The following is a 13771-nucleotide window of genomic DNA, read 5'->3' on the forward strand; positions in this document are numbered from 1 at the left end:
CACTTTGATATGCACGCAAAAGTGCATAGCGCGCTCCTAGCCAATGTTATTCGATTCATCCATCCGCAAGGAGCTGGCGCGCAGCTTTGGCGCGACGCTCGTGGTGCTGGTGACCGTGGTCATGACCATGATGCTCATCCGCACCCTGGGACAGGCATCCAAGGGCAGCGTGAGCCCTTCCGATGTGATGCTGGTCATGGGCTTCACGGTGCTGGGGCAGTTGCCCACCATCTTGAGCCTGAGCCTCTTCATCGCTGTGGTCGGCACACTTTCGCGCATGTACCGTGACAGCGAAATGGTCATCTGGTTTGCCAGCGGCCGTGGCCTCATCAGCCTGCTGCGGCCCTTGCTGCGTTTTGCGTGGCCGGTCATGGTGGTCATTGCTGTGCTGTCGCTGCTGGTGTGGCCCTGGGCCAACTCCCAGATTCAGGAACTCAAGACGCGCTACGAACAACGCAGCGACATCGACCGCATCGCGCCCGGCGAATTCCAGGAATCCTCCAACGGAAGCCGGGTGTTCTTCATCGACAAGGACAGCCCCGACACGCAGGCTGGCAACAACATCTTCATCGCCGCCACCGACGGCGCCCGCGAATCCGTGACCTCTGCGCGCAGCGCGCGGCTGGAGACACGGGGCGGCGAGCGCATGGCGGTGCTGAGCGAAGGCCAGCGCCTGGAGACCTCGCGCGACAAGCCCGGCGTCAAGATCAGCGAGTTCTCTGAATACGGCACCCGCATTGGGTCGGCACCTGCAGGCTCGGCGGAAGAACTGTCTGTGAAGACCCGCGCCACGCACGAGCTGCTGATGCAACCCTTGCCCGCCTACCGCGCCGAGCTGGGCTGGCGCTTGGGGCTGGCGCTGGCCGCCATCAACTTCGTCGTGCTGGGCCTGGCCGTGGCCAGCGTCAACCCGCGCGCTGCGCGCAGCACCAGCCTGGTGTTCGCGCTTTTTGCCTTCATCGTGTACTACAACCTCATGACGCTGGGGCAAAGCTGGGTGGGTGCGGGCCGGTTGGGCCTGGTGAGCTTCATGGTGCTGCTGCATGGCGGCATGCTGACCATGTCGCTGCTGATCCTTGCTGCGCGCCACAACCACTGGACCGTGCGGCGGCTCTGGCAGCCCCGTCCGACCAGGAGCCCCGCATGAAAACCATTCGCCGCCTGATCCACCGCGAAGCCCTGTTCGCCGTGGCCTTTGTCACCGCCGGATTTCTGGCGCTGTTTTTCTTTTTTGACCTGGTGGACGAACTGCGCTGGGTGGGCCGCACCGGCGCCGAGGGCTACCAGCTCTCGCACGCATTCCTGTTTGTGGTGCTGAGCATTCCCAGCCACCTGTACGAATTGCTGCCCATTACCGTGCTCATCGGCACTATCTTCGTGATGGCGCGGCTCGCCCAAAGCTCCGAGTTCACCATCATGCGCACCAGCGGCATGGGCCCGTGGCGCGCCTTGCGCACCCTGGTGGCGCTGGGGGGCTTCTTTGTACTGTTGACCTTTGCGGTAGGCGACTACATTGCGCCGCTGACCGACCGCGCCGCTCAACTCGTCAAGGTGCGGTACTTGGGGCGCCTGACCACTGGCGCCACGGGTGCCTGGCTCAAAGAGCGCCAGGACGACCACTCCTATGCAGTGAACGTGCGCGCCCTCACACCCAATGGCGGCATGCTGGACGTGCGCATCTTTGAATTCGATGCCAAGGGCCGGCTCGCATCGCAGACACGGGCCGCATCCGGCAAGTTTGGGCCGGACGGTGCGTGGAACCTGGAGCAAGTGCAGCGCAGCCGCTTCGAACAACGCGGCAACGACGAGGCGCGTGTGGAGCACCTGGATGCACCCACCCTGCAGTGGCCCACCCGCATCAGCGCCGACATGGTGGCCGCCTCGCTGCTCAAACCCGACCGCATGGCCACGATCGACCTGTTCCAGTACATCCGCCATCTGGACGCCAACGGCCAGTCTGCCCAGCGGTATGAAATCGAGTTCTGGCGCAAGGTCTTCTACCCCCTCAGCTGCCTGGTGATGGTGGTGCTGGCCCTGCCCTTTGCCTACCTGCATTTCCGCTCGGGCGGCATTGCAGGCTACGTCTTCGGTGGCGTGATGGCGGGCATCAGCTTCTTCCTGCTGAACAACGTGTTCGGCTACGCAGGCAACCTCCAGAACTGGTCGCCCTGGCTCACCGCCGCCGCGCCGGGGCTCATCTATTCCGTGCTGTCGCTAGCCGCCTTCGGCTGGCTGGTGCTTCGCCGGTAAAATTTTTTAAGCCTTTTGGGCCTCTACCGCTTATGCAGCAAGCGCAAGCCGCTATCATTTTATTTGCACATGGTTCGCGCGACCCACTGTGGAGGGCCCCTATGGAGGCCGTCGCCGTGCGCATCGCCACCCAAGATCCCAAACGGCAGGTGGTCTGCGCCTACCTAGAGCTATGCGCCCCGTCGCTGCCCGACGCCACCAGCCAAGTCGTATCCTTGGGTGCCACCCAAGTCACGGTGGTGCCCATGTTCCTGGGCACCGGCAAGCATGCGCGTGAAGACCTGCCCCTGCTGGTGCAGGACCTGCGTGCCGCCCACCCCGGCGTTCATTTCCACGTGCAGACCGCCATCGGCGAAGACCCGCGCATGACCGCATTGATGGCAGAAATCGCCTGCGAGACGCCCCAAAACTGACGGTTCTGCCAATATCTCTTAGATGCTTGCAGCATAATGATGCAACCCTTTAGGCGATATCAGATATGAACCTGCACCAATTCCGCTTCGTTCAAGAGGCCGCCCGCCGCAACCTCAACCTGACTGAAGCCGCCAAGGCCCTGCACACCTCCCAGCCGGGCGTGTCCAAGGCCATCATCGAGTTGGAAGAAGAACTGGGCGTAGACATCTTTGCCCGCCACGGCAAACGCCTCAAGCGCATCACCGAGCCCGGCCAGCACGTGCTCAAAAGCATCGAAGTCATCATGCGCGAGGTGGGTAACTTGAAGCGCATTGGCGAACAGTTCAGCGCGCAAGACAGTGGCACCTTGAGCATCGCCACCACCCACACCCAGGCCCGCTACGTGCTGCCCGTGCCCGTGGCCCGCCTGCGCGAGGCCTATCCCAAGGTCAACATCAGCCTGCACCAGGCCACGCCACACGAGGTAGCGCGCATGGTGATCGACGAAGTGGCCGAGATCGGCATGGCCACCGAATCCCTGGCCGACTACCCCGAACTCGTCACCCTGCCCTGCTACGAATGGCAGCACGTGCTGGTGGTACCCAACGACCACCCGCTCGCGCAAAAAGAACGCATCGGCCTGGACGACCTGGCGCATGAGGCGTTGATTACCTACCACCCATCGTTCACCGGCCGGGGCAAGATCGACCAAGCCTTTGCCGCCCGCAAGCTGCAGCCGCGCATCGTGCTCGAAGCCATCGACTCCGACGTGATCAAAACCTACGTGCGCCTGGGCCTGGGCATCGGCATCGTGGCCGAGATGGCCATGCGCGACGACCCGGTGGGCGACCTAGCCGTGCGCCCTGTGGGCCACCTTTTCGGGCAGAGCGTGGCACGCGTTGCCTTCAAGCGCAGCGCCTACCTGCGCAACTTTGTCTATAAATTTGCCGAACTGCTCAGCGACCGGCTGAGCCGCGACCTTATCGCACGTGCGATGACGGGGCACGTCAACGACTATGAGCTGTGACTTCGCCGTAGTTCGCCTGTCTTCAAAACACCTTTGATTTTTACGTTGTTGCGCCATGACCCAAGCTAACGCTGCCGCCCGCACCCCAGCCTTCCCCAGCAAGCTGCCCCACGTCGGCACCACCATCTTCACGGTGATGTCGGCCCTGGCCACCGAACACAAGGCCGTCAACCTGGGCCAGGGCTTTCCAGACTTTGAATGCGCCCCTGAGCTGGTGAACGCCGTCACCGCCGCCATGCAGGCCGGGCACAACCAGTACCCGCCCATGCCCGGCATCCCTACGCTGCGCGAGGCCGTGGCTCGCAAGATCGAGGCGCTGCACGGCCGCGCCTATAACCCCAACACCGAAATCACCATCACTGCGGGCGCCACGCAGGCCATCATCACCGCCATACTCGCCATCGTGCACCCGGGTGATGAGGTGATCGTGCTCGACCCCTGCTACGACAGCTATGTGCCCAACATCGAGCTGGCCGGTGGCAAAGCCGTGCGCGTGCCGCTCACGCCCGGCACCTTCCGCCCCGACTTCGCCAAGATCAGCGCCGCCATCACGCCGCGCACCCGCGCCATCCTCATCAATAGCCCGCACAACCCCAGCGCCACCATCTGGACGGCCGAGGAAATGCGCCAGCTCGAAGACCTGCTCGCGCCCACCGACATCCTGCTGATCAGCGACGAGGTGTACGAGCATATGGTGTTCGACGGCGCCGACCACCAGAGCGCCGCGCGCTTTGCAGGCCTGGCCGCCCGCGCCTTCATCGTGTCGAGCTTTGGCAAAACCTTCCACGTCACGGGCTGGAAGGTCGGCACCGTGGCCGCCCCCGCAGCGCTGACGGCCGAGTTCCGCAAGGTGCACCAGTTCAACGTGTTCACTGTGAACACGCCCATGCAGCATGGCCTGGCCGCGTACCTGCAGGACCCGGCTCCCTACCTGCAGCTGCCCGCGTTCTACCAGGCCAAGCGCGACCTGTTCCGCGAAGGTTTGGCGGGCTCGCGCTTCAAGCTACTGCCCAGTACCGGGAGCTACTTCCAGTGCGTGGACATATCGGCGATCAGCGACTTGAACGAGGCCGATTTCTGCCAGTGGCTCACCCGCGAGGTGGGCGTGGCTGCGATTCCGCTGTCGGCGTTCTATGGCGACGGGTTTGACCAGCGCGTGGTGCGGTTCTGCTTTGCCAAGAAGGACGAAACGCTGCGCGCCGCGCTGGAGCGGCTTCGCAAGCTGTGATCTGCAGGGCCTATTGAGGCCCTACCTCGTCTGCCGCGCCAGCCACACCCCCGCCACTGCCAACGCCATCCCCACCAGCGCCCAGCCGCTGAGCGTCTCGCCAAACATGGCCCAGGCAATCAGCGCCGTGGTGGGCGGGGTCAGGTAGAACAGGCTGGCCACGTTCACTGCCCCGCCCCGGCGGATGAGCAGGTTCAGCAGGCTCACGGCCCCCAGCGAGAGCACCAGCACGAGCCAGCCCAGCGCAAACACAAACTCTCCCGTCCACGATATGGCCATGGATTCGGTGGCGTAGGCGACGGCGGCCATGGCCACGGCACAGGGCAGGTACTGAATCACCGATCCCGTGCGCAAGTCGAACGAGGGGCAGAACCGTTTCTGGTACAGCGTGCCGGCCGTAATGCCCAGCAGCGCGACCACAGCGGGCAGCAGCATGCCCATCAGTGCATTGGCTGGCACGGTGGCCACCTTGCCGGCCACCACCAGCGCCACGCCGGTAAAGCCCAGGGCCAGGCCCGCCCACTGGGCCGGCCGCACCTTCTCGCCCAGCAAAGCCCCGGCCACCAGGGCTGTCAGCAGTGGCTGCAACCCCACCACCAGCGCCGTGATGCCTGACGGCAGCCCGTGCCCGATGGCCATGAACACCCCGCCCAGGTACACGCCATGCACCAGCAGGCCCGACACCCCAATGTGCAGCCAGGCCCTTCCGGTTGGCGGCCACGGCGCACGCGCCACGGCGACCACCGCGAGCATGAGCACGATGACGATGGCAAACCGCAGCGCCAGAAAGGTCAGTGGCTCCACATACGGCAGCCCCAGCTTGGCGCCGATAAAGCCGGTGCTCCAGAGCGCCACAAAAAGCAAAGGGACCAGCGAATTGAGCGGACTGGAAGCGCTGGGACGGAGTGGAGTGGCCTGGGTCATGAAGAAAAGAAACGAAAACCGGGGTGGGGATGATCTCACCTTGCGAGCGCCTTGGCTCCGGGCTGGCATCCAAGCACTACTGTGACCCGGCTCCCGTGCTAGAAAGCCTCAGTGTGTGCCCCAGCAAGGCGTGCAGCAGCAGACACACCCAGCGCCTGCACCACCACCAGCCAGCCCGTGCCCCGCGCAAAGGTGAATCAGAGCAAAAACAGCCTCTAGCGCAGGAAGATAAAGCGCCAATAGCTATCAATTAAATAGCACACCACCACACACCTGTTTGATAGTCCGGCCGCGCGCCCGCGCATCTTGATGCGATCTTAATACCCCACCCCGCACTCTTGCGCCCATCTTGATGCGGCCATTCCTAGCATCGGTCCATGTCTCAAGGAGGACGCTATGGACTGGATATTTTTGGCGGCAGCAGGCCTGCTCTGGCTGGCTGTCTATGGGCTGGCCCAGGGTTGCGCGCGGCTGCAACAGCAAGCGCAAGGGGGGCGGTCATGACCAGCGGCTGGATGATTCTGGCGGCCGTGCTGGCTGCTGCCCTGTTGGTGTACCTGGTCGCTGTGCTGCTGCGGCCGGAGGACTTTTCATGAGCACCGGTGCCTGGCTGCAATTGGCAGTGTTTATGGCACTGCTGCTGGCGCTGGCTTGGCCGCTGGCGCGCTGGATTGACGCCGTCATGGCAGGCCGCTTTGCCCTGGGGCGGCGGCTGGAGGGGCCGCTGTTCAAACTGGCTGGCGTGCGGCCCGACGAAGAAACTGGCTGGCTGCGCTACGCGCTGGGCCTGCTGGTGTTCAACGGCCTGGGCGTGCTGGCCGTGTATGCGCTGCAACGCTGGCAGGCGGTGTTGCCCCTCAACCCGCAAGGCATGGCTGCCGTGTCGCCGGACTCGGCCTTCAACACGGCCATCAGCTTTGTCACCAACACCAACTGGCAAGGCTATGGTGGCGAGAGCACCATGAGCTACCTCACGCAGATGCTGGCGCTGACGGTGCAGAACTTTCTGTCTGCCGCCACAGGTCTTGTGGTGGTCATTGCACTGGTGCGTGGTTTTTCAAGGCACTCTGCACAATCCATCGGCAACGTATGGGCCGACCTGACCCGTGCCACGCTGTGGGTGCTGCTCCCTCTGTCGCTGGTGCTGGCCGTAGTGTTTGCAGGCCAGGGCGTGATCCAGAACCTGTCACCCTATACCGAGGCACAGACGCTGGAGCCCGTCCACTACGACGCCCCCAAGCTCGATAGCGCAGGCCATCCCGTGCTCGACGCACAAGGCGCCCCGGTCACCGAGCCCGCCACACAAACCACCCAGACGCTGGCCATGGGCCCCGTGGCCTCACAGCTCGCCATCAAGATGCTGGGCACCAACGGCGGTGGCTTCTTCAACGCCAACTCGGCCCACCCGTTCGAGAACCCATCGGCCGCCAGCAACCTGCTGCAGATGCTGGCGATCTTCCTCATCCCCGCCGCGCTGTGCCTGGTGTTTGGCCGCATGGTGGGCGATGAGCGCCAGGGCTGGACGATTCTGGCAACGATGAGCCTCCTATTCCTGGTCGCAGTGGCGGCAGCCACCACGTTTGAGCAGCAGGGCAACCCGCTTCTGGCCTCGCTGGGCGTGGACCAAGCCGCCAGCGCGCTGCAGCCGGGCGGCAACATGGAAGGCAAGGAAACGCGGTTTGGCATCGCCGCCTCGGCCCTGTTCGCAGTGATCACCACAGCCGCGAGCTGCGGCGCGGTGATTGCGATGCACGACAGCTTCACCCCCCTGGGCGGCATGGTGCCCATGGTGCTCATGCAGATGGGCGAGGTGGTATTTGGCGGCGTGGGCTCGGGCCTGTACGGCATGCTGGTGTTTGCCATCATGGCCGTGTTCATTGCCGGGCTGATGATTGGCCGCACGCCCGAATACCTGGGCAAGAAGATCGAGGCGCACGAGATGAAGCTTGTGTCCATCGCGATCCTCATCACCCCGCTGCTGGTGCTGCTGGGCACTGCCGTAGCGGTGATGAGCGAGGCGGGCCGCGCTGGCCTGGCCAACCCGGGCGCGCATGGGTTCAGCGAGGTGCTGTATGCGCTGTCTTCCGCCGCCAACAACAACGGCAGCGCCTTTGCAGGCCTGTCGGCCAACACCCCGTTCTACAACACGCTGCTGGCCGTGGCCATGTGGCTGGGGCGCTTTGGCGTGATCGTGCCTGTGCTGGCCATGGCCGGCGCCCTGGCCGCGAAGAAGCGCGCCACCGCCACCGACGGCACCCTGCCCACGCACGGCCCACTGTTTGTGGTGCTGCTCGGCGGTGTGGTGCTGCTGGTCGGACTGTTGAACTATGTGCCCGCCCTCGCGCTGGGCCCGGTGGTCGAGCATTTGATGCTCTGGCCACGTTAAGAAGATAGCTGGGAGATTGTGATGACTCGCAAAACATTGACCCTGTTCGACCCCGCCCTGGTGCGCCCCGCGCTGCTGGAGGCTTTCAAGAAGCTGGACCCGCGCGTGCAATGGCGCAACCCCGTGATGTTTGTGGTGTACGTGGGCAGCGCCTTCACCACCGCGCTGGCCGCCAGCAAACCTGAGAGCTTCACCGCTGCCGTGGCGCTGTGGCTGTGGTTCACCGTGCTGTTCGCCAACTTTGCCGAGGCCATGGCAGAGGGCCGCAGCAAGGCCCAGGCGGCTTCGCTGCGCGGCCTGAAAAAGCAGACCTGGGCGAAAAAGCTGGACGGCCAGTTTGACCGCAACACCCCACGCACCGCAATGACCTGGCTGCCCCTGGAGGCTGCCAACCTGCGCAAGGGCGATGTGGTGCTGGTGGAGGCGGGTGACACCATCCCTGCCGATGGCGAGGTGATCGATGGTGTGGCCTCAGTGGACGAGAGCGCCATCACCGGCGAATCCGCCCCGGTGATCCGCGAATCGGGCGGAGACTTCTCGGCCGTGACTGGCGGCACCCGCGTGCTGTCCGACTGGATCGTGGTGCGCGTGGCCGTGAACCCCGGCGAGACCTTCGTGGACCGCATGATCGCCATGGTGGAGAACGCCAAGCGCCACAAGACACCCAACGAGATCGCGCTGACCATTTTGCTGGTGGCGCTCACCATCGTGTTCCTGGGTGTGGTGGTCACGCTGCTGCCGTTCTCGCTGTTCAGCGTGCAGGCCAGCGGTGCGGGCGAGCCTGTGAGCCTGGTGGTGCTGGTGGCCCTGCTGGTGTGCCTGATCCCCACCACGATTGCTGGCCTGCTCAGCGCCATTGGCGTGGCGGGCATGAGCCGCATGATGCAGGCCAATGTGATCGCCACCTCAGGCCGCGCGGTGGAGGCTGCAGGCGACGTGGACGTGCTGCTGCTGGACAAGACCGGCACCATTACCCTGGGCAACCGCCAGGCCAGCCAGTTCATCTCGGCCCCGGGTGTCACGGATGCCGCCCTGGCCGACGCCGCCCAATTGGCATCGCTGGCCGACGAAACGCCCGAAGGCCGCAGCATCGTCGTGCTGGCCAAGCAGAAGTTCAACCTGCGCGAGCGCGACATCGAGGCCATGGGCGCCCAGTTCGTGCACTTCACCGCCCAGACCCGCATGAGCGGGGTGGACCTGCCCGGCCCGCGCCTGCTGCGCAAAGGTGCAGCAGACGCTATCCGCAAGCATGTGGAGGCGCTGGGTGGGCGCTTTCCGACCGCCGTGCAGACGGCGGTGGACGACGTATCCCGCCGGGGCAGCACCCCCCTGGTGGTGGCCGATGGTGCCCACGTGCTGGGCGTGGTGGAGCTCAAAGACGTGGTCAAGGGCGGCATCAAGGAGCGCTTTGCCGAGCTGCGCCGCATGGGCATCAAGACCGTGATGGTGACCGGCGACAACCGCCTCACTGCCGCCGCGATTGCTGCCGAGGCAGGCGTGGACGACTTCCTGGCCGAGGCCACGCCCGAAGCGAAACTGCAGCTCATCCGCAGCTACCAAACGGCCGGGCAGCTGGTGGCCATGACGGGCGACGGCACCAACGACGCCCCCGCCCTCGCCCAGGCCGACGTGGCCGTCGCCATGAACACGGGCACACAAGCCGCCAAGGAGGCCGGAAACATGGTGGACCTGGACAGCAACCCCACCAAGCTCATCGAGATTGTGGAGACCGGCAAGCAGATGCTGATGACGCGCGGCTCGCTCACCACCTTCAGCATTGCCAACGACATCGCCAAGTACTTCGCCATCATCCCGGCGGCGTTTGTCACCACCTACCCACAGTTGTCGGCGCTGAACTTCATGCACCTGGCCAGCCCCTCGTCGGCCATTCTGTCCGCCGTGGTGTTCAACGCGCTGATCATCATCTTTTTGATCCCGCTGGCCTTGAAGGGCGTGGCCTACCGCGCTGTGGGTGCCGCCGCGCTGCTGCGCCGCAACCTGGCCATTTATGGGCTGGGGGGCATGGTGGTGCCATTCGTTGGCATCAAGCTGATTGACATGGTGTTGGCCGCCGCAGGTCTGACCTGAGCCGTGCCCCAACCAAAGACACCGCCCCCCAATCACTGACAAGGAAAATCGTATGCCTATCCGTATCCCCCGCGACGACGTGCCCGCCAGCCCAAGCGGCCTGCTGCGCCCTGCCCTCACGCTGTTTGCCGCGCTGTCCCTCATCACCGGCCTGCTCTACCCACTGCTCGTCACCGGCGTGGCGCAGACCGCGTTCCCCCACCAGGCCAATGGCAGCCTGATCACCCAGGGTGGCAAGACTGTAGGCTCCGAGCTCATCGGCCAGTCGTTCACCGAACCCGGCCACTTCTGGGGCCGCCCTTCAACCACGGCGCCCATGCCCTACAACGCATCGGCATCGGGCGGCTCCAACCTGGGCCCCACCAACCCGGCGCTGACAGATGCCGTGAAGGCCCGCATCGAGGCCCTGCGTGCTGCGGACCCTGGCAACACCCGCCCCGTGCCCGTGGACCTGGTCACCGCATCGGCCAGCGGGCTGGACCCGCAGATCAGCCCCGCCGCTGCCGACTACCAGGCAGCCCGCGTGGCAAAGGCCCGTGGCCTGCCGCTGGCGCAGGTGCAGGCCCTGGTGCAGCAGCACACCGAAAGCCCCTGGCAGGGTGTGCTGGGCGAGCCGCGTGTGAACGTGCTGGCTTTGAACTTGGCACTCGAATCGCTACCAAAACAATAGCTGCTTGTGCTTGACGGACAAGCGCCAGAGGCCAATTTGATTCAAAATTGACGAGTACACTGTGCCCATGCAGGATCGCCCCGACCCCGACGCGCTGCTGCAGCGCATCCAGCAAGAGCAGGCCCAGCAGCAGCGCGGGCGGCTCAAGGTGTTCTTCGGCGCCTGCGCGGGCGTGGGCAAGACCTTCGCCATGCTGTCGGCGGCAAGGGCCGCACAAGCGCAGGGCCTGCCCGTCACCATCGGCGTGGTCGAGACGCATGGCCGGGCCGACACCGAGGCGCTGACCGCGCACCTGCCCCGCCTGCCGCTGCGCGCCCTGCCCTACAAAGACCGCACCCTGCCCGAGTTTGACCTGGACTCCGCCCTGGCCTGGGGCGCAGAGCACCCCGAGGGCCTGGTACTGCTCGATGAACTGGCCCACAGCAACGTGCAAGGCTCGCGCCACCCCAAGCGCTGGCAAGACGCCGAAGAACTGCTGGCCGCAGGCATCGACGTGTGGTCCACCATGAACGTGCAGCACCTGGAGAGCCTGAACGACATCGTGAGCGGCATCACCGGCATCCGCGTGTGGGAGACCGTGCCCGACCAGTTTTTTGACGCGGCCGACGAAGTGGTGGTGGTAGACCTGCCGCCCGACGAACTGCTCGAGCGCCTGAAGGCCGGCAAGGTCTACCTGCCCCAGCAGGCCGAACGCGCCGCCGCCAACTTCTTTCGCAAAGGCAACCTGCTGGCCCTGCGCGAGCTGGCCCTGCGCCGCACCGCCGACCGGGTGGACGATGAAATGCGCGCCTACCGCCGCGCCAGCACCACCACTGCCGAAGCCGTGTGGCCCAACCGCGAGGCCCTGCTGGCCTGCGTGGGCACGGGCGACAACGCCGAAAAGGTTGTGCGCAGCTGCGCACGTCTGGCCGCGCAGCTCGACCTGCCCTGGCACGCCGTGCATGTCGAGACGCCCGAGCAGCAAGGCCGGTCGGCCACGCTGCATCCGCAGGTGGAACGCACCTTGAAACTTGCGCAACAGCTGGGGGCCGTGGCCTGCGCGGTACTGCCTGCTGCCCAGCCTGCGCAGGCCCTGGTGCGCTATGCGCGCGAGCACAACCTGGTGCGCGTGGTCATGGGCCGCAGCGCACGCCGCTGGCCCTGGCAGACCACGCTGGCCGACCAGGTGGGGCATCTGGCCAGCGACCTCGACCTGCTGCAGGTGGGCACGCTGCCCGCCCGCGCAGGCCTGGCGCGCGCCCCCACCTCCAATGCATCGCCTGAAACCACGAACAAGGGCACTGCCTTCTGGCCTGGCTACCTGGCGGCGGCCCTGGCCTGCTGCATTGCCGCCGTGGTGGCCACGCCGCTGGCCGATGTGCTGGAGCTGACCAACATCGTCATGCTGTTTTTGCTGGTGGTGGTGGGCGTGGCCTTGCGGTTTGGACGCGGCCCTGCCGTGATGGCCGCCATTCTGGGTGTGGCGTTCTTCGACCTTTTCTTTGTACCGCCGCGCTTCACGTTTGCGGTCAGTGACGCGCAGTACCTCGTCACCTTCGCCGTGATGCTGGTGGTGGCCCTGGTAGTGGGCCAGCTCACCGCCGGGCTCAAGGTGCAGGCAGAGTCCGCCACCGAGCGCGAACACCGCGTGCGCAGCCTGTACGACATGGCGCGCGACCTGTCTGCCGCGCTGCTGCCCGAGCAAGTGGCCGAAATCGGCGCGCGGTTCATGACCGGCGAGTTCAACGCAGGCAGCACTTTGGTGGTGGCTGACGACGACAACCGCCTTCAGATACTGCCCGGTGGCAGCGCGCCGGTGGACATGGCCGTGGCGCAATGGGCGTTTGAGCGCGGTGAGCCTGCTGGCCGGGGTACGGACACCTTGCACTCCAGCCCCACGCTGGTGCTGCCGCTCAAGGCGCCCATGCGCATCCGCGGCGTGCTGGTGGTGGCCATGCCCCAGGGCCAGGTGCCAGGGGTGGAACCGCGCCGCCTGCTGCAGACCTGTGCATCGCTGCTGGCCATCTCGCTGGAGCGCATCCACTACATTGATGTGGCGCAAAAAAGCACGGTGCAGATCGAGTCCGAGCGGCTGCGCAACTCGCTGCTCTCGGCCATCTCGCACGACTTGCGCACGCCGCTGGCCTCACTGGTCGGCCTGGCCGAATCACTGGCCATGGTGCAGCCGCCCCTGCCCGCCCACCAGCAGGAGCTGACCGGCGCCATCCAGCAATCGGCCCAGCGCATGAGCGCGCTGGTCAACAACCTGCTGGACATGGCCCGCCTGGAGGCTGGGGCCGTGCAGCTCAACAAGGCCTGGCAGCCGCTGGAAGAAGTGGTGGGCAGTGCGCTGGCTGCCAGCGCCCCCGCCATGGGCGCCCACCGTGTGGACGTGCACCTGCCCGACGACCTGCCGCTGCTGCAGATCGACGCCGTGCTGATGGAGCGCGTGCTGGTCAATCTGCTGGAAAACGCCGCCAAGTACACGCCCGCCGGCACGGCCATCCACATCGGGGCGCAGGCCCAGAGCGATGCGGTGGCACTGACCATCACCGACGAAGGCCCCGGCCTGCCCAAAGGCCGCGAGGAGCTGCTGTTTGAAAAGTTCGAGCGTGGCGCCCGCGAAAGCGCCACGCCCGGTGTGGGCCTGGGGCTGGCCATCTGCCGCGCCATCGTGCAGGCGCATGGCGGCAGCATCAGGGGCGATACCATCCTCAACGCCCAGGGCCAACCTGCGGGCGCACGCTTCACGCTGCTGCTGCCACGCGGCACACCGCCCACCGACCTGGGCACCGATACCGATACCAACAGCGACGTTTGACGGCA

Annotated in this window: 11 protein-coding genes; 10 read left to right on the forward strand and 1 reads right to left on the reverse strand. The window is 65.7% G+C overall.

Annotation, left to right across the window (positions count from 1 at the left end; all coding sequences use genetic code 11):
• Window positions 1–43 precede the first annotated feature (43 nt).
• The 5 genes from lptF to C8C94_RS07590 all read left to right on the forward strand — a co-directional run bounded on the left by lptF (window position 44) and on the right by C8C94_RS07590 (window position 4898).
• Window positions 44–1147, forward strand: coding sequence for an LPS export ABC transporter permease LptF (lptF, locus tag C8C94_RS07570; RefSeq protein WP_121420296.1), 1104 nt, complete (start codon window positions 44–46; stop codon window positions 1145–1147).
• Window positions 1144–2250, forward strand: coding sequence for an LPS export ABC transporter permease LptG (gene lptG, locus C8C94_RS07575; RefSeq protein WP_121420297.1), 1107 nt, complete (start codon window positions 1144–1146; stop codon window positions 2248–2250). The genes lptF and lptG overlap by 4 nt, the downstream gene beginning before the upstream one ends.
• A gap of 32 nt (window positions 2251–2282) precedes the next feature.
• A complete protein-coding gene (locus C8C94_RS07580; RefSeq protein ID WP_121420298.1) occupies window positions 2283–2663 on the forward strand; it encodes a sirohydrochlorin chelatase in 381 nt (126 codons plus the stop codon).
• Window positions 2664–2728: 65 nt separating this feature from the next.
• A complete protein-coding gene (locus tag C8C94_RS07585) occupies window positions 2729–3670 on the forward strand; it encodes a CysB family HTH-type transcriptional regulator (RefSeq protein WP_010458783.1) in 942 nt (313 codons plus the stop codon).
• 55 nt (window positions 3671–3725) lie between these two features.
• Window positions 3726–4898 (forward strand): pyridoxal phosphate-dependent aminotransferase, encoded by a 1173-nt coding sequence (locus C8C94_RS07590; RefSeq protein WP_121420299.1) that lies wholly within the window; start codon window positions 3726–3728, stop codon window positions 4896–4898.
• Window positions 4899–4919: 21 nt separating this feature from the next.
• Here C8C94_RS07590 and C8C94_RS07595 read toward each other — a convergent pair whose 3' ends face one another.
• Window positions 4920–5822, reverse strand: a complete 903-nt coding sequence (locus tag C8C94_RS07595) for a DMT family transporter (protein ID WP_121420300.1) — start codon at window positions 5820–5822, stop codon at window positions 4920–4922.
• Between the two features lie 500 nt (window positions 5823–6322).
• Here C8C94_RS07595 and kdpF point away from each other — a divergent pair, with 500 nt between their 5' ends.
• The 5 genes from kdpF (at window position 6323) to C8C94_RS07620 (ending at window position 13766) form a co-directional block, all read left to right on the forward strand.
• Entirely contained in the window at window positions 6323–6418 is a 96-nt protein-coding gene (kdpF, locus tag C8C94_RS07600) for a K(+)-transporting ATPase subunit F (RefSeq protein ID WP_010458774.1), read from the forward strand.
• Entirely contained in the window at window positions 6415–8208 is a 1794-nt protein-coding gene (gene kdpA / locus C8C94_RS07605) for a potassium-transporting ATPase subunit KdpA (protein ID WP_121420301.1), read from the forward strand. The genes kdpF and kdpA overlap by 4 nt, the downstream gene beginning before the upstream one ends.
• A 21-nt stretch (window positions 8209–8229) precedes the next feature.
• Window positions 8230–10296: a potassium-transporting ATPase subunit KdpB gene (kdpB, locus tag C8C94_RS07610; RefSeq protein ID WP_121420302.1), complete on the forward strand. Its 2067-nt coding sequence runs from the start codon at window positions 8230–8232 to the stop codon at window positions 10294–10296.
• A gap of 52 nt (window positions 10297–10348) precedes the next feature.
• Window positions 10349–10966, forward strand: a complete 618-nt coding sequence (gene kdpC / locus C8C94_RS07615) for a potassium-transporting ATPase subunit KdpC (RefSeq protein ID WP_121420303.1) — start codon at window positions 10349–10351, stop codon at window positions 10964–10966.
• Window positions 10967–11033: 67 nt separating this feature from the next.
• A complete protein-coding gene (locus C8C94_RS07620) occupies window positions 11034–13766 on the forward strand; it encodes a DUF4118 domain-containing protein (RefSeq protein WP_121420304.1) in 2733 nt (910 codons plus the stop codon).
• Window positions 13767–13771 lie beyond the last annotated feature (5 nt).

The organism is Acidovorax sp. 94, assembly GCF_003634645.1.
Classification (GTDB): Bacteria; Pseudomonadota; Gammaproteobacteria; order Burkholderiales; family Burkholderiaceae_C; genus Acidovorax; species Acidovorax facilis.

What these genes read in the sequence shown, in the direction of transcription:
- lptF (WP_121420296.1), top strand. Translation starts at nt 44, where the DNA reads ATGTTATTCGATTCATCCATCCGCAAGGAGCTGGCGCGCAGCTTTGGC.
- lptG (WP_121420297.1), top strand. Translation starts at nt 1,144, where the DNA reads ATGAAAACCATTCGCCGCCTGATCCACCGCGAAGCCCTGTTCGCCGTG.
- C8C94_RS07580 (WP_121420298.1), top strand. Translation starts at nt 2,283, where the DNA reads ATGCAGCAAGCGCAAGCCGCTATCATTTTATTTGCACATGGTTCGCGC.
- C8C94_RS07585 (WP_010458783.1), top strand. Translation starts at nt 2,729, where the DNA reads ATGAACCTGCACCAATTCCGCTTCGTTCAAGAGGCCGCCCGCCGCAAC.
- C8C94_RS07590 (WP_121420299.1), top strand. Translation starts at nt 3,726, where the DNA reads ATGACCCAAGCTAACGCTGCCGCCCGCACCCCAGCCTTCCCCAGCAAG.
- C8C94_RS07595 (WP_121420300.1), bottom strand. Translation starts at nt 5,822, where the DNA reads ATGACCCAGGCCACTCCACTCCGTCCCAGCGCTTCCAGTCCGCTCAAT.
- kdpF (WP_010458774.1), top strand. Translation starts at nt 6,323, where the DNA reads ATGACCAGCGGCTGGATGATTCTGGCGGCCGTGCTGGCTGCTGCCCTG.
- kdpA (WP_121420301.1), top strand. Translation starts at nt 6,415, where the DNA reads ATGAGCACCGGTGCCTGGCTGCAATTGGCAGTGTTTATGGCACTGCTG.
- kdpB (WP_121420302.1), top strand. Translation starts at nt 8,230, where the DNA reads ATGACTCGCAAAACATTGACCCTGTTCGACCCCGCCCTGGTGCGCCCC.
- kdpC (WP_121420303.1), top strand. Translation starts at nt 10,349, where the DNA reads ATGCCTATCCGTATCCCCCGCGACGACGTGCCCGCCAGCCCAAGCGGC.
- C8C94_RS07620 (WP_121420304.1), top strand. Translation starts at nt 11,034, where the DNA reads ATGCAGGATCGCCCCGACCCCGACGCGCTGCTGCAGCGCATCCAGCAA.